We start from the raw sequence: 15,687 nt of genomic DNA, 5'->3' as shown, positions 1-15,687 counted from the left end.
CAGGGTCATTTCCCTGTTAATATCGCAATCGCCTTTTTATGACATTCCTCATCATAAATATCAGGACAAACCACACAATGTCCAGGAAAGGTTTTTGACATATCTAAGTCATCTAAAATCACATAATGCTCAATTTCCGGATGCTGTTGTAAATAAGAAAGAATGCTTGGTTCTTTCAAAAACCCATCTTTTAATGGAGTTATCGCAATCACAGCATCTTTTAATCCGTAAATATGAAACATTTGTTTAAATTCCTTCACACCATGCATAAAGCGCCAAGAAGAGGATACAACGATACAAGCTCCGGTTATTTCCACGAGCTGTTTTAAACGTCGCATTGCTTCATGATCCCATCCTTCATAAGCAGCAGCGAGATCCTTTGCATTTGCATCCTTATAATAGGAGTCTTGTTCTATCAGCCTTTGCTTGATCATATAAGCATCCATCTTTAATCGTTCTCTTTGAAAACAGGGATACAATACCCCATCTATATCCTGAAAAATCACCTTTTTCATGACCCATACCACCTCTTTAACCTTAGTATACCGTATCCATAGGAAAAAGAAAGTGTTTTCATAGCTAACTTTTCTTTTTTTTATGGAAAGTTTGCTTTACATTTCGATCCTCTTATGCTACTCTAGTAATGTAAAGTTAACTTTCCATCAAAGGATGATGATATGAAAAACAGATTAGAAAGCATCAGAAAACAACGAGGCATCAGTCAAGAAGAGCTCGCAAAGGCCTTACAGGTTTCCAGACAAACCATTGGCTCATTAGAAAACGGACGTTATAATCCATCCATTCTTTTAGCTTTTCGCATTGCCCATTATTTTCATTTACGTATCGAAGATATATTTCTTTATGAGGAGGAAAAAGTATGAAACATCTAAAACCATGGATGATCATGATCATCTTGTTAGGTAATCTCATCGCAATTGCTACTTTGATATTCAGTTTATATAGTTTCATTGCGAAACCTACATTATTAGCATATGTTCCAAATCCAGACGGAGCTCCCCTGGCCTTTTTGATCATAGGACTTACCTTATTGATTGCATCCAATCGACCATGGGGCAGGATCATTCAACAAGATACCATGCCAGAAGAAAAACGTATAGAATATCATGATGAACGTAATGTATTGTTAAATGAAAAATCCAGTCATAGCGCCTATATCTTTTTATCCATTGCCATTTTATTGTCACTCTGTATTTTAGATTTATTAGGTTTTCTAAGTGAAGTAGCCTTCCTTATGTTATATGGCTTAACGACTTTATCTTTATTGATCAAGCATATTGCGAAAAAGTATTATGCAAATCGTATATAAATCGTTTTTTCAAACAAGATGACTAGCACTGATCATTTCCATATTTTCCAACTAAAAAGAGGTATTCTGCATGAAAAATACCTCTTTCTTCTATTGGCATTTCTATAGGATGAGCTATCCTTCATCACGAAACACGATCCGGATTTTTAATGACAACAAATAAGCCATCTACTTCTTCATGATCTATAAGAGGATCATATACTTGATAACGTATGCCTTCACTTACTAAATCAATACGCTCATAAAAAGGGATGAAACGAACACCATAGATATGATCATTTCCTTGATCATCAATAGAAAGTGGTTGCTTTATAACAGGTATTTTTCCCTCTAAGGCCGTTTTCCCATGATCCTTCAAAGCCTACATGATCTGATCGTTACCCTGATTCTTTGTGGATAAGATAAACGATTTTAACTCTATGGATGATTCAATGTTAGCGTTAAAAGGAGTCTGTGAATCACTATATACTGAAATTAGCGTTCTAATTGCTTTCATCGTATTTCACGCAATTCATCCTCAACAGATAAAATATCATATTCTTTCTGTTGACTACAACTTGTGATACAGAGAAGCGATATCGAACACATCAATATCGCTAATTTTCTTATGAATTTTATATCATCATTCCCCATTCTTTTCACACGCAATTCCTCTTTTTTCATATTCTTGTTTTATAAAGAAAATCGCTTCCTGTAATAACTATATACCGCTGCCTATACTTTGTCAGTTTTTAATAATTTAATTAAGCAAAACTATATCCTATATTCTATGATTTGTGTCCGCCTTTCTAAAAAAATTTTTATTCACGCTTAAAACGACTCTTAATCATCATGTAGGTATCACTCTAGATTTTACGTTTTCTGATAGGCTCTCATCGCCTCAATGCGATTTGTCACATCCAGCTTTTTATATATATTGATTAAATGTGTCTTCACCGTTGCCTGACTGATACAAAGATGTTGGGCAATTTCCTTATTTGTATAGCCCTGAATAATTTCTTCCATCACTTCGATTTCTCTGGCTGATAAAGAATCCTCATTGCGTATGCATAAGACATCTAATAGAAATTGATATGCTTGAGCAGATATAGATCGTTTGATGTCTGACAATAAATCCTTTTCTAAATAATTTACATCCTTACGTAAATAAAAGAATGGTAAACGTACTTCATCATAAACGGCATAACTTAATGCTTCACATAACAAATCGTGAATCACTCTTGTTTCTTTGCTTGTATGCAAAACCAAATGTACCTTTTGAATACATGCATCGATCAAAGCATATGGATTATGTAACTTTCGTGCTTTAATCAAAATTTCATCCATCAACTTCATTGCCAATTCCATATCGGTTTTCTCGTAAAGATTTGCTAAAAGGATATGAGAATCAAAATCTAAATCTAACACATGTTGCTTCATCTGCTTTTCAAAAACCTCAAATAACGGATGATCAGGCTCATAAACATAAAATAGACGTAGCAAAGGCGCCGCTGTGATCGGATCTTGAAAATTCTCTTGTTGCATTACCTCCTGCAAGCATTGCTTAGCAATACTCACATCGCCCATAATAAAATACAATTGTGCCAATGTATATCTGCCTGAGCGATCAGCACCTTTGACCTTCTTACGTGCAAACGTCTTCATACAAGCATCCAGATGGTGTTGCGCTTGATCAAAATGAAATTGTTTCATATAAATACCGGCAATCCCCAAATCATAAATGACATCAAACAATGATGTTACTCCTTCTAGCTCATTCAAGCTTTCATAATCACGCAAGGCTTTTTGAAAGTACCCCAATTGTTCATAAATCTGTGTTTCAGACATATACAACATTGCTCCTACATACATATTGGCACTCTCTTCAAAAAAAGACCTTGCCCATGCTAACCGTTTCAAACATTGCGGATAATTGCCTTGTGCATAGAGAAAGAACGCATCTTTTGCCACAAGAAAGCTAATGGTCTCTTTGCTCAAAGGTAAGCTGCTGATCGTTTCTATCGGTAACACGGTTACTTGATTGGCCTTAGCATAACTATCCATAAATAAATGAGAATATTCAAATGCTTGAAAGGTCACATCTTCTTTCAAACATTCATGAATCAAATGAAAGATTTCATAACATCGTGCTTCATCCACATTGGCATAGCTATAGAAAAATAATTGATAAGCAAAATCCGGATTCTTCACGATTTCCTTTAATGGAATACGTTTCATATAGGAAAGCAATTGAGATGTTTTCACATTTTCCGAGATCCATTTCATAGCTGTATCATAATCCTTGATTTCAAAACAATGATGTAAGGCTTGTCCCACATCTCCTTGATCATAAAATATCCTGGCTGCATTCGCATGTGCTGTTTTTTGTTCATTCCATCTTAATTCCTGAAATTGTTCTAACAAAAATTCCTTCATGATATCATGATAACAATAATACCCGTCTTCTAATGTCGTTACGATAAAATTCAATTGTTGAAGCCGTTTCATCATCAAGGAAAAAGAAACCTGTGGCAGATAGCTTAAGATAAACTCCTCATCAAAACTTTGTAGTATGCTTGTCTTGCATAAAAACATTTGCATATCCAAAGGAAGGGTATCATAAATCTCACGTTGAATATATGCTTGCAACATGGTATCTTGCATTCCTGTTTTCCAGCTTTCTATATCTCCATCTTGTTGTAGTGCGATCGTTAAAAGCTGAAGTCCTCCGATCCATCCACGAGCCCATTCACATAGACTTAACAACGCCTCTTGAGATCTTTGAAATTGAAGCGTTTCTTTTAAAAAGGTAAATGCTTCTTCTTGGTTTAACATCAATTCATCACCATGCAAGAGAAAAATATCATCATTTAGGATTGCGTCCTTACAATAAATGTTCAATGCTGTTCTACCAATGAAAAGGAATTTTTGATGATATTCTTCCATTAATTGTTCTATCAACGTTAAGATCCTATCATCTTGTATCCTATGAGCATCATCAATCACCATGGTAAAAGGTTCGCTATGCGAGAATACATCACAAATAGCTTCTATGACCAATTCTGCTTGATTGCTTTGTGCTGCCGCATCGACATAAGACATCAATTCTTGTTTATGAAGTTGTTCCATGCTACAGCCTTCTATCAGATATGCAATAAAAATAAAAAGATCATTCATATCTTGTTGCATGGTAAGCCAATGATAAGGTAGTTGATACTTTTGAAGAAAGGTTGTAACTAAGGTAGTCTTTCCAACACCGGCTCCTCCCTCTATCATGATCAATCGTTTATTCCTTGCTTCATATAATTTAGATAATAGTCGCTCCCTTTGTAGCGCATGTTCTCTTGGCATTGGCATCTTCAGACACATTTTTCGATATGCTCGCAAAGTTCGCTCACCTCTTTTTTATCATTTTAGCATGTTTTATTTCACTAGTATACTTGTTTTCTCATACGGAAAAGAGATAGTGTAGTAAATAATAGTATCAAGATCGCAAAACAAGCAATGAATTCCACATTCCATATAGAACCCATTCCCCATTTCATAAACATTTTCTGTGGCAATAGTTCAATCAAATCAGCCAGTATCCCACTCGTCTTTTGGATTCCCAGAAAACTTCCCGATAACAAGCTAGTTAACACGATCAAAGCACTGCAAATCATATTCGCATCATCTTCTCGTTTGATGATGGTATACATAAAGAATATGAGCACATTAGAAAACAAAGTATAGATTGCCAAAAGAACTGCGTATTTTTCTAGTGAATATCCAATAGGTATCGAGAAAAGTTGTAAGATACCAAGACATAGCATACATGGGATATAGATAAACAACCAAGAAAACAAAACATGGGAAGCGAAATAGTTTCTTTTCCTTATCCCGCATAAAAAGATCCTCGTTGTCATATGTGTTTCTTTATCTTCTCCAAACAACATCATGTAAACTACTGATTGCATCATCAAAAACATAACCATAAAACCAAGAATCTTTGTTCCGACATCTTGTGTTTGATTTCCTTGTTGTTGTGTTAATACCGCTAAATCTATCACACCTTTTCTTGTTTGGATCTTTCCATCCTCCAACAAAAGTCCATCCACCTTTTGCATAATAAGATCACTTTGTGTTATCTTATTTACTTCAACCAGTTCAATTCCTTCTTGATTCAAAACATTGCTATCTTTCATCACTTCTAAACGGAAACTTTGAATGTCTTGATTGGCAATATAGGTACCAAACAAAACAGAGAATACACACAATGCCATACTGAATAAAAAGCGTCCTTTGGTTGCTTTCATCCGTTTCCATAAATGAATCATCATCGTTTTCATAAACAATCCTCCACATGAAATGTCTTTCTACAAACCATAAAGCAAAGTATGCTCAATATACCAAAGGCCATAAGCACTAGGAAGGATGGCACCATGGTACCATCATAAATATTTAAGAAAATAGCATTCATGATCCAGTAAAAAGGAGAAACCTTTGATGCCATCGCAAATAAACCACCCAATCGTTCCATGGAAAAGAAGCAACCACCCAATAACGCAACCAACGCCAAAAGCGAAGATATGATTTGATTTGCACTGCTTTCACTTTTCAATATACAACACATCATCACACCAATCGTACTCGCAAACAATTCTGCGACAAGAAATAACAGCATGATCATCCATAATGCATCATGTAAATGATGCTCAACCATGACCAATATCAATAAAAAGCTTACCATATGGGTAACATATCCAAAGATCCACGTAGAAATAATTTTAGATTGATAAAGAAAGCTGGAAGGTATGGGACAATAAATAATTCGCATATTACCGGCCTTGATCTTTTCTTCCATAAAACTATTTGCGGATAACGTTGCTGTGGAAAACACTGTGTAGATCATCATAGATATTGCATAATAATCATAAGAAGTCATCACCTTTCCAAAGCTTTCTTCACTTAGATATCCCATGATCAATACCAATGCGATAGGAAACAGCGTCGAATAAAACAACCACATTTTATTGGTAAATAAATTTCTGGTATCCATCCATACCATCTGTGTCTTTTCATACATCTTCATCACCTAATCCCTTAAGCTTCTACCGGTCAATTGTAGAAACACTGTTTCCAGATCCATTTGTCTACATAAAAGATGTTTGATTTTCATATGGTGCTTTAATACCATCGATATGATGTGATCTAAGTTTTCCACACTTTGTAAAGAGGTGATCCAAAGGGTATCTCCTCGCAAGCTTACTTCTTTGATACCCGGGATCTGATAAAAATCATCTTCATGATATCCTGTGACATCTTCTACTTGAATGGTGATGTTTTGTAGCTGTTGATTGCTTGCCTTGATCTCATCCAACGTACCTTTTGCAATGATTTCGCCATGATCCATGATCACAATTTCATCCGCAATCGCCTCCACTTCTTCCATATAGTGTGTCGTATATAAAATGCTTGTACCTTGTTGTTTCAATTTACGAATCGTTTCCAGAATATAATTTCTTGATTGCGGATCGATTCCTACAGTTGGTTCATCCATAATAACGATTTCAGGATGATGTGCCAAAGAGCACGCAATATTCAATCGACGCTTCATTCCACCGGAAAACGTTTTCACAGCATCATTACGACGATTACTTAATCCTGCTAGATCTAATGCCTCTTCGATTCTTTCCTTTAACAGGTCTTTTTTTAAGCCATATAAACTTGCAAAAAAGCGAATATTTTCATAAGCACTTAAATGCTCATACAAAGCAATATCCTGAGGTACAAATCCGATTCTTCTTTGAAACTCTTTTGTTCGTTTCTCTCCTTTATATAACACTTCTCCACCATCTTGTTTTAAAATACCCGCAATCATATGAATACTTGTTGTCTTTCCTGCCCCATTGGGACCAAGCAAACAAAGGATCTCCCCTTTATGCATCTTGAAAGATATATCATTCACTGCTTTATGTTCATGATACGCCTTTTCCATATGTTTCATTTCTAATATCGTTTCCATAGTTTCACCTCATCTCAAGTATAAGGATTCTACATAAAAAAAGAAATCAACCATTCGGTTGATTTTAAGATTGCATAAAGACGGATGCTCTTCTAATGGTAAGATAAGATAGAAGACAGAAGATGATCGTTATGATCGTGAAACTGAAGGTAGAGACCATCATGGAAACACCATCATAGAATCCCATAATTCTTAATAAAACATCCCAAGCGAAACTAGATAATGCATGATTCCATACATAAACATCTAATAATGGAAGAAACATGATCAATGCCAATGGCAACAATAATAGATAAACGATACGTTGTACCTTATTCATCCTTTGCACAAGGATCGTCATAAAGAAGGAAACCATTCCAACACATGTATATACAACAACTAACCACAGAAACTGCATCAAGATATTTTGGGTACCATAAATCTGGAAACATAAGCTTTCATATACGTCAAAGGAAGCAAATACAATGGCACTGATCATATCCAAACCGGCAAGAATTGCTGAACATGCAAGGAATTGAAGCAGATATAATTTCATCAAAGACTTTCTAGAATATCCATTTTGTACAAAAAACTTAAAATCCTCAACGATGGAAAAGATACCAAGAAACAACATAAATACCAATGTGTTGCTTTCAAAAGCTGACATATGAATCTTCTCATCACCGATGATGAATATCGATATCAATGACAATCCAATTCGAATTGCTAATATTGCACCATAGTAAATACCAATCGCCTTCAACATAGAGGCCATTTGATATTTAAATGCATTTTTTAATCTCATCTTTCTTTCTCCTTTCTGGTTAATTCCACAAACAACTTCTGTAGATTTAACATCGTTACCTCTAAGCCATCATGCAACTTCTCAGTATCCACATCCCCCATAATGTATGCACTTTTTAATCCACCTAGTTGATCACTTCCGATGACTTTCTTACCTTCACAATACGCATTTACAGCATCACTTGTTCCGGAAATACTATAACCAGAAGAAAGAATATCCTCAACACTTTGATTGATCAGAACCTTTCCATCATCGATAATGATAATGTCTTCGATTAAATTTGCCACCTCTTCAATCAAGTGAGTTGCAATCACATACGTTTTTTGCTGTTCCATATACGATTCTAATAAGATCTTATAAAACAACTCTCTATGATTGGCGTCCAAGCCTAATACAGGTTCATCTAGAAAAACGTATGGAACATCCAAACATAAAGCAATGATCAGTTTATAGATGGATTGATAACCAGTAGACAATTCTTTTACTCGTTTTTTAGGATTCAATTCAAACATATCCGCAAGTCGATATGCTTTTTCTTCATCAAAGCAACCATAAAACTCTTTCGTCCAATGAAAGACTTCTTTGATCTTCATTGATTTTGGATACAAATCCTCTTCACTCATCATATACATTTGACGTAATGCGACATCATTTTCCATGGTAGGAAGATCATTTAGGTAAACCACACCATCACTTGCGAAGATGCGATTGCTGATGATTTTCAACAGGGTTGATTTCCCAGCACCATTACGTCCTAATAATCCATAAATCTTACCATATTCAAATTGTAAAGACACTTGATCTAATGCCTTGGTATCCTTAAACTGTTTTGAAATATTCTCAACTTTGATCATTTGCATTTCCATACCCTCTTTCTATCAATTTCATGACCTCTTCAAATGTGATATCTAACTTCTTTGCTTCTAAAACTAAGCTTTCGATATACATATCATAGAAATTATTCTGTCTTTTTTCGGTAATTTTTTGAACAGCACCTTGCTTCACAAACATCCCCAATCCTCTCTTTTTATAAATCATATCTTCATCTACCAATATGTTCATACCCTTCAAAACGGTGTGCGGATTGATTTTCCACAAGGTCGCTATTTCATTGGTACTTGGTATTTGCGTTTCTTCTTCAAAAACACCAGTAAAAATTGCATCCTCTAACTCATCTGCTATTTGAAGGAAGATTGGCTTTTCACTTGTCGGATCAATTTTCATCCTCTACCTCCTTGGTTGTTATCTAGTTAGTTAGTTGAGTAACTAACTTACAAACTTAGTATATCTATCATTCGTATGTTTGTCAATAAGAAATGTAAAAAAAAGAGATATCTTTTTTCAAATATCTCTTACATTTCTTTATGTTCTACGATTTTAATTGCAATGGGAATACAGATAATTTCCGCTAACACGCTGAGTGGAAAAGCAAGGATCGTCAAGTATTCATCTAAAAACGCTATCATTTTTTCCACTGGTATCCCTGTTACGACATTACCTAACAAACCACCTAGAAGACCAATGACCAAAAAGCAAACAATAAAAACGATTCTTCCTTTTTCTGAGCCAAATTTAAACATGATGATCAATATAATAGAAGTCAATAGATTAACGATCATCGTTGCTAAAAACGTATATTCCATAAAATCCATAAATTGATAATCTTGAAAACGCCCCGGAAACATAAGATTCAAACCGAATGCTACAAGATTTGCCAAAAGAAAGATCACGATCATAAAGATATTAGCAAGCATATACTTTGATAATACCAAATCCTTTCGATTGATCGGAAGGGTCAATGCATAATCATTGAAATGTGCCATATCATCATATGCAAAACAACTGATAATCACAAAAATAGCAATGAAACAAGTTCCGAATGCCAACATATCCATGGATTTATTCGTATAGGATAGAAAAGCAAACATCGCCGGTATCAACAGATAAACTTTCAAAGAACTCGCTATGTTAAAATAATCCTTTTTTATCAATCCGATCATTTCATTCCCTCTCCTTTCACCGTAAACAACATGATATCCTCAAGAGATGCAGGATCGATCATTGCATCAGGAATGATCCGTTTTATTTTTTCTTTATCTTTGATTAACGCCTCTAAACGATAACTGCTCTTACGATAACTGATGTAATCGTCTTTTGATAATTGGGCGAATTTTTCAGGTGTGGTTTTTAATACACCATAGCTTTCTAATATTTCATCCTTTTGTTCACTTAATACGATACTTCCATTGTGAATAAAGGTAACATAGTCAGCCACCTTTTCTATATCACTGGTGATATGTGAGGATAAAAAGATGCTATGCTCTTCGTCCTGTATAAAGTCTAAGAAGACATCTAAAATTTCATCTCTTACAATAGGATCTAAACCACTGGTTGCTTCATCTAAAATCAACAGCTTAGGATGATGTGACAATGCCATAGCAATACCCAGTTTCATATGCATCCCACGAGAAAACTCTTTGATACGCTTTTGTTCAGGTAATTGAAATTGCTTTAATAACTCTTGATAACGTTCCTTATCCCAATTGGTGTAAATAGATGATAAAACACGATCTATTTGTTTCGGCGTCATATATTCAGGAAATGTACTCTCTGACATGACAACACCTAGTTGTTGACGAATTTCTTTACCACAAGCAACGCTATCTTTACCAAAAATTTGAATGCTTCCTTTATCTAAATGGATCATATCGAGAATTGCTTTGATGGTCGTTGTTTTTCCAGCACCATTCTCTCCGATAAATCCCATGATCACACCCTTTGGAATCGTCAATGACAAATCTTTTATTTGAAAACCCGGATAGGTTTTTTTCAAGTGACTGATATTCAGTATGCTATCCATACATCATTCCTCCTTATATAAGAGTGAAAGGATATCCACCATTTCTTCTAAACTGATTCCACTCATTCTGGAAATATCACAGGCCTTGGTCAATAATTCTTCTACCTGACGATAACGTTCCTCTTTGATCAGTTCTTTATTTCTGCCTGCAACAAAACTTCCCTTACCGGTGACGGTTTCAATAAAACCTTCACTTTCTAATTCCTCATAAGCTCGTTTTGTTGTAATGACGGAGATACGCAAATCTTTAGCAAGTGCACGCATAGATGGAAGAGCGTCCCCTTCTTTTAAAACATCTGTCATGATCAAATGTTTTATCTGTGCCACAATTTGTTCATAGATTGGTTTTCCGCTAGCATTACTAATGATGATATTCATAACTTCACTCCTTCATCCAACATATTGTATATATTGAACATATACAATATACAATGTATATACACGCTTGTCAATAGGTTTAGAACGATATTTTCCGTTCATACTAATAAAAAGAATGGAGGAATCATTTATGGAAGAATTTGATTTACATGAAAAAGTAGCATTGATCAGTGGCGCTAGCCAAGGAATGGGTTATGCAATGGCATTAACATTGGCAAGACATGGCGCAGATATTTTCGGTGTTAGCATCGGAGATGACAGTGATTTAAAAAAAGAAGTAGAAGCAATGGGTAGAAGATATCACTCTATCACAATTTCTTTAACAACACCGGGAGCTATTCATACGGTTATGAAGGAAGTACTTGGTGCCTATGGACATGTGGATATCCTATTGAACTTTGCAGGTATCACTAAGAAAATGGATACCCTTGATATGACCAAAATGGATTGGAATGCAGTCTTTGATATCAATGTATCAGCAGCCTTTCTATTAGCAAAAGAGGTCATTCAACAATTTCGTATGCAAGGGCATGGTGGAAAGATCATCAATGCCTCAGGCATCTTACCTTTACATACCAGTGAATATTGTGCATATTCCGCAAGCAAAGGAGCTGTTGAAGCCATGACAAGATATCTTGCTATGGAGTTTGGTAAGGATGATATTCAAGTCAATGCCATCACTTTTGGTTTTATGACAACCGGTACCTCCTTGATGAGTGGAGATGGCAATCAATATGATGATAGTATTCTACGTGACATCCCTGCGAAACGATGGGGTTGCTATAAAGATGTTGATGGATTATTACTCCTATTAGCAAGCGCACAAAGCAATTATATTACCGGTGCTTGTATTCCAATAGATGGTGGTTATTCCATATAAAAATCAGTTCCGTTAAAAGAACTGATTTTTTTCAAAATAAAGAGATGATTGCATCCAATACAAAAATCAATAAAATGCCTATGACCAATATGAAAAAAATCAATAAATAAATACCATGATCACCCTTTTTCTTCATCCTTTGCCTCCTTGTATCTTTCATTATAGGATAATCTCACGAAAGGATTCGGTATGGTCATATGTCATATTTTATATAAAGTTCAGAAATCTTTATCTTAAATAGTCTTTTTTACATAGTATATTATTCGAATTTACAATCATAAAAAAATACTATGTAAAATTATACATTCTTTGTTATAATTTTACTCAATTAGAGTACAGGAAAGGAAGGATATATGAAATCTAATTTTGGGATACTGTTCAAAAATGCTTTAGATCGAAGTGGATATACTCAAAAACAAGCGGCGAAACTTTTAAAAGTCACACCACAAACGGTGAATTCGTATATCCAAGGAAGGAGCATCCCCAATATCGAAATCTTTGAAAGAATGATCAATTATTTTGGCCCGGACTTATTCGACGTTTTTGAAATCTCTTTATTCACCACAGACATTTTAAAGGATGAGGTGATAGAATATGCCGATACCTTGACCTATGGTCAAAACATTTTGATCAAAACAACAATTGCATTATTTCAAAAGATGAATTCACAAGATTCACTCAAACTAGAAGAGAAATAAGATAAACACTTACACAAGCAGCTACAGCTACGCTCAATAACCCTTTACCCTTATAAGCAAATAACAGTGCTACAATGCATCCTATGGTAGATGGTATCACATCTCCACCGGAAGTAAAAATAGCAGGAAATGTCATAGCACCCAGTACAGCATAAGGAACATAAAACAAAAAAGATTTTAAAAAGGTATTTTTTATTTCCTTTTGAAAAAAAGTCAAAGGAATCATACGAATGAGATAGGTCACCAATGCCATAATAATTATATAAGGTAAATAGTTCATTCAGACACCTCCTCAATAGGAAATAGCCATGCCCCTAAAGCACTAGCGATTACTGTACAAAGGATAATGACAAAACCCGAACTAATTGGTAATATTTGATGTAATATGGTAAATAAACAACTCATTATAATAGAGATCATCAATACCACACGTACTGAATGAAACTTTTTCGCAGGCGGAATGATGATGGCAAGAAACATACCATAAATCGCTATCCCTAGCGCAGAACGGATGCTTTCAGGTAATAACGTACTGGCTGCTCCGCCTAAAAAGGTCCCTAATGTCCAACAAGCTACTGGAAACAAAATCAATCCCGCCATATAATTTTTTCCTACACGTTCATAGGTACTACTGGCAAGCGCAAATATCTCATCTGTTACTCCATAAGAAATGGCGGCACGTTCTAGCGTCGTCATTTTTTTATCCACCTTTTGAGAAAGCGATAAGGACATCAAAGCATATCTAATGTTGATAATAAATTGAGATAATGCTAATTCGATATAAGATGCTTGTGCAACCATCAAAGCCAATCCTGAAAATTGACCTGCACTTGTCAAGTTGCTCAAAGAAATCACAACAGCAACTTCTAACGGTATTCCCTGAGATACCGCCATCATACCAAACGTAAAAGAAACTGATACATAACCTAACCCTATGGGCACTCCATCCTTGATGCCCTGCATGAAATGATTCTGAACATGCTCCATTCTATACAACTCCCCTTCATTTTTTCATTATTATAGCGCAATCTCTACTTTTTTGAAACCATAAGATAGGAAAACACGATGCTATCTTCCTTCCCTAATTGATTCTTGAAACACAAATCGTCGTATCGCTTCTCCTACGGCACCATTCTTATGATCATGAACGGTTACATGATCCGCTAATGCTTTGATATCCTCACTTGCATTGGCAACTGCTATGGATAATCCTGCAACACGAAGTAGTTCTCGATCATTATCATTATCACCGATTGCCATCGTTTCTTCCATAGGAATATGAAGATATCTCGCAAGCTCTTGTAATCCTACGCCTTTATCCACCCCTATCGGATTCAATTCCAAATAACGATTGCTGGAAAAAGATACACTAGCTATTTCTTGTGTAAGAGATTGCATTTCTTTTGCCAATTCATGCAATACCTTCATATCCGTATGTTGAAATAAAATTTTGACGATAGGCTCTTGTTTTAAAAACTCTATGTTTTTTTCTTTACAGGTGATCGCATCTTTTTTGAATTGATAAAGCCATGTTCTTTCATCCTCATTGAGATGAAATGCATATACATCATGATCCGTAAATACTTCAACGCATAATTGTCTTTGATATCCAAAAGTAAATAAAGAAACCGCCTGTTCATAAGGAAAACTATGAAAACTGATATGTTGTAACGTATGATTTTCTATCACAATACCTCCATTGTTACTGATGGTATATTCTCCTGGTTTTTGATACAGATTCAATTCCTTCAATATCGCATCCATACTTGTATATCCTCTTCCACTTACCGGTACAAATAAGATTCCTGCATCACGAGCTCTTTGAATTTCTTTCAAATTTCCCTTTGCCACTTGCTTATGCTCATCTAATAAAGTTTCATCAAGATCACATGCTATCAAACGTATCATATTACATCCTCCATATTTCTTTCTTATTTTACTATAAATGTGCTTACTAGAAAAGCTAATATCAAAGTATTGATAAATCACAAAAATCATTTATAATGAAACTTAGAAACAAACTATGAGAGAAAGGATTTTGCTTATGAACAATTATCAGCATCAGTTTCAAAGTTGCCTGGGTCAGAAACTGAAAGAGGCACGTATGGATCATGATATCAGCTTAGAAGATGCCGCCGACACTCTAGCACTCCCAAAGAAAGTTTTATCCAAAATAGAAGCCGGTGCGATGGAACCGGAAGATGATATGCTAAGTGCTATGATAAATCTTTATCATATCAATAAAGACTCTCTTCTATTTGAAGTTTTCCAACAAGACAACACAACCTATGAACAATCTTCTTTTTCCTTTCGATTAAAGGAAATTATGGAGTATCGAAAGATGACAACGTCACAATTAAGTTCCACTACTGGCATTCTTATCACCGATTTAGATCGTTATCTTGAAAATCAACAACGTTTTCCTACCACTGAGCATTTAAAGATTCTTTCTAATATATTGAATGTAGCGAAAGGCTGGTTGCTTGGCTACGCCATTGATATTCATCCTGAACCAGTAACCTCAAAAGAATACAGTGATATCGTCATCAATCATGGCATCAATGCGGTGTATCCTCAAGAAGAAGAGTTAGGCCTATTAATGGCATATTGGCAATGTATGGGAGAGCACCATCGCAAACAATTATTAGATAAAGCAGAAGAATTACTCGATGATATAATTAAGCCATAAGACACAATTTTGTGTCTTTTTGTTTACTTATTTTATATATTAAAATATTATTTGTTTATTGTTTTCATAAACAATAGGTGTTATACTA

General features: G+C 35.1%; 21 protein-coding genes. 5 read left to right on the top strand and 16 right to left on the bottom strand.

Translation table 11 applies throughout. The annotated features are described in order from the left end of the window. Positions 1–5: 5 nt before the first annotated feature. The gene (locus tag UGRO018_RS05955; RefSeq protein ID WP_416325551.1) at positions 6–515 is read right to left on the bottom strand and encodes an HAD domain-containing protein; all 510 of its coding nucleotides are present in this window, start codon (positions 513–515) and stop codon (positions 6–8) included. A gap of 162 nt (positions 516–677) precedes the next feature. Here UGRO018_RS05955 and UGRO018_RS05950 point away from each other — a divergent pair, with 162 nt between their 5' ends. Then, on the top strand, positions 678–881 hold the full coding sequence (locus UGRO018_RS05950) for a helix-turn-helix transcriptional regulator (protein ID WP_416325550.1): 204 nt from the start codon (positions 678–680) through the stop codon (positions 879–881). Next, positions 878–1,327, top strand: coding sequence for a hypothetical protein (locus tag UGRO018_RS05945; RefSeq protein WP_416325549.1), 450 nt, complete (start codon positions 878–880; stop codon positions 1,325–1,327). Before UGRO018_RS05950 ends, UGRO018_RS05945 begins: the two co-directional genes overlap by 4 nt. Before the next feature lie 124 nt (positions 1,328–1,451). Here UGRO018_RS05945 and UGRO018_RS05940 read toward each other — a convergent pair whose 3' ends face one another. The 12 genes from UGRO018_RS05940 to UGRO018_RS05885 all read right to left on the bottom strand — a co-directional run bounded on the left by UGRO018_RS05940 (position 1,452) and on the right by UGRO018_RS05885 (position 11,332). Further along, complete coding sequence (locus UGRO018_RS05940) at positions 1,452–1,685, bottom strand: hypothetical protein (RefSeq protein WP_416325548.1); 234 nt, start codon at positions 1,683–1,685, stop codon at positions 1,452–1,454. A 134-nt stretch (positions 1,686–1,819) separates the two neighbouring features. Next, positions 1,820–1,969, bottom strand: coding sequence for a hypothetical protein (locus UGRO018_RS05935; protein ID WP_416325547.1), 150 nt, complete (start codon positions 1,967–1,969; stop codon positions 1,820–1,822). Between the two features lie 210 nt (positions 1,970–2,179). Continuing rightward, the gene (locus UGRO018_RS05930; protein ID WP_416325546.1) at positions 2,180–4,693 is read right to left on the bottom strand and encodes a LuxR C-terminal-related transcriptional regulator; all 2,514 of its coding nucleotides are present in this window, start codon (positions 4,691–4,693) and stop codon (positions 2,180–2,182) included. A 44-nt stretch (positions 4,694–4,737) separates the two neighbouring features. Then, positions 4,738–5,634, bottom strand: a complete 897-nt coding sequence (locus UGRO018_RS05925) for an ABC transporter permease (protein ID WP_416325545.1) — start codon at positions 5,632–5,634, stop codon at positions 4,738–4,740. Continuing rightward, on the bottom strand, positions 5,631–6,371 hold the full coding sequence (locus UGRO018_RS05920) for an ABC transporter permease (RefSeq protein WP_416325544.1): 741 nt from the start codon (positions 6,369–6,371) through the stop codon (positions 5,631–5,633). The genes UGRO018_RS05925 and UGRO018_RS05920 overlap by 4 nt, the downstream gene beginning before the upstream one ends. Positions 6,372–6,380: 9 nt before the next feature. Continuing rightward, positions 6,381–7,310: an ABC transporter ATP-binding protein gene (locus UGRO018_RS05915; RefSeq protein ID WP_416325543.1), complete on the bottom strand. Its 930-nt coding sequence runs from the start codon at positions 7,308–7,310 to the stop codon at positions 6,381–6,383. 64 nt (positions 7,311–7,374) lie between these two features. Continuing rightward, a complete protein-coding gene (locus UGRO018_RS05910) occupies positions 7,375–8,094 on the bottom strand; it encodes a hypothetical protein (RefSeq protein WP_416325542.1) in 720 nt (239 codons plus the stop codon). Further along, entirely contained in the window at positions 8,091–8,954 is an 864-nt protein-coding gene (locus UGRO018_RS05905; RefSeq protein WP_416325541.1) for an ATP-binding cassette domain-containing protein, read from the bottom strand. Before UGRO018_RS05905 ends, UGRO018_RS05910 begins: the two co-directional genes overlap by 4 nt. Further along, entirely contained in the window at positions 8,935–9,318 is a 384-nt protein-coding gene (locus UGRO018_RS05900) for a GntR family transcriptional regulator (RefSeq protein WP_416325540.1), read from the bottom strand. Before UGRO018_RS05900 ends, UGRO018_RS05905 begins: the two co-directional genes overlap by 20 nt. Before the next feature lie 128 nt (positions 9,319–9,446). After that, positions 9,447–10,094, bottom strand: coding sequence for an ABC-2 transporter permease (locus tag UGRO018_RS05895; protein WP_416325539.1), 648 nt, complete (start codon positions 10,092–10,094; stop codon positions 9,447–9,449). Then, positions 10,091–10,954: an ABC transporter ATP-binding protein gene (locus tag UGRO018_RS05890; protein ID WP_416325538.1), complete on the bottom strand. Its 864-nt coding sequence runs from the start codon at positions 10,952–10,954 to the stop codon at positions 10,091–10,093. Before UGRO018_RS05890 ends, UGRO018_RS05895 begins: the two co-directional genes overlap by 4 nt. A 3-nt stretch (positions 10,955–10,957) precedes the next feature. Then, complete coding sequence (locus UGRO018_RS05885) at positions 10,958–11,332, bottom strand: GntR family transcriptional regulator (RefSeq protein ID WP_416325537.1); 375 nt, start codon at positions 11,330–11,332, stop codon at positions 10,958–10,960. 130 nt (positions 11,333–11,462) lie between these two features. On the opposite strand from UGRO018_RS05885, the gene UGRO018_RS05880 reads away from it, so the two are divergent. Together UGRO018_RS05880 and UGRO018_RS05875 are read left to right on the top strand one after the other, a co-directional pair. Further along, positions 11,463–12,212 (top strand): SDR family oxidoreductase, encoded by a 750-nt coding sequence (locus UGRO018_RS05880; protein WP_416325536.1) that lies wholly within the window; start codon positions 11,463–11,465, stop codon positions 12,210–12,212. Positions 12,213–12,565: 353 nt separating this feature from the next. Then, positions 12,566–12,910 carry a helix-turn-helix transcriptional regulator gene (locus tag UGRO018_RS05875; RefSeq protein ID WP_416325535.1) on the top strand — a complete coding sequence of 115 codons (345 nt, stop codon included), beginning with the start codon at positions 12,566–12,568 and terminating at the stop codon, positions 12,908–12,910. Here the strand turns inward: UGRO018_RS05875 and UGRO018_RS05870 are convergent. From UGRO018_RS05870 to UGRO018_RS05860, 3 genes are all read right to left on the bottom strand, one after another. Continuing rightward, complete coding sequence (locus UGRO018_RS05870) at positions 12,891–13,190, bottom strand: AzlD domain-containing protein (RefSeq protein WP_416325534.1); 300 nt, start codon at positions 13,188–13,190, stop codon at positions 12,891–12,893. The two genes, UGRO018_RS05875 and UGRO018_RS05870, sit on opposite strands and share 20 nt — an antisense overlap. Continuing rightward, positions 13,187–13,897 carry an AzlC family ABC transporter permease gene (locus tag UGRO018_RS05865; protein ID WP_416325533.1) on the bottom strand — a complete coding sequence of 237 codons (711 nt, stop codon included), beginning with the start codon at positions 13,895–13,897 and terminating at the stop codon, positions 13,187–13,189. Before UGRO018_RS05865 ends, UGRO018_RS05870 begins: the two co-directional genes overlap by 4 nt. An 81-nt stretch (positions 13,898–13,978) precedes the next feature. Next, positions 13,979–14,818 (bottom strand): Cof-type HAD-IIB family hydrolase, encoded by an 840-nt coding sequence (locus tag UGRO018_RS05860; RefSeq protein ID WP_416325532.1) that lies wholly within the window; start codon positions 14,816–14,818, stop codon positions 13,979–13,981. A 136-nt stretch (positions 14,819–14,954) separates the two neighbouring features. Here UGRO018_RS05860 and UGRO018_RS05855 point away from each other — a divergent pair, with 136 nt between their 5' ends. Further along, positions 14,955–15,599, top strand: a complete 645-nt coding sequence (locus UGRO018_RS05855; RefSeq protein WP_416325531.1) for a helix-turn-helix domain-containing protein — start codon at positions 14,955–14,957, stop codon at positions 15,597–15,599. The last annotated feature ends 88 nt before the right edge of the window (positions 15,600–15,687 follow it).

Source organism: Hoskinsella mucinilytica, from assembly GCF_045223415.1.
Taxonomy (GTDB): Bacteria; Bacillota_I; Bacilli_A; order Erysipelotrichales; family Erysipelotrichaceae; genus Hoskinsella; species Hoskinsella mucinilytica.
The sequence above is the reverse complement of the archived record's forward strand: the minus strand, read 5'-3'. Positions and strand labels throughout refer to the sequence as shown.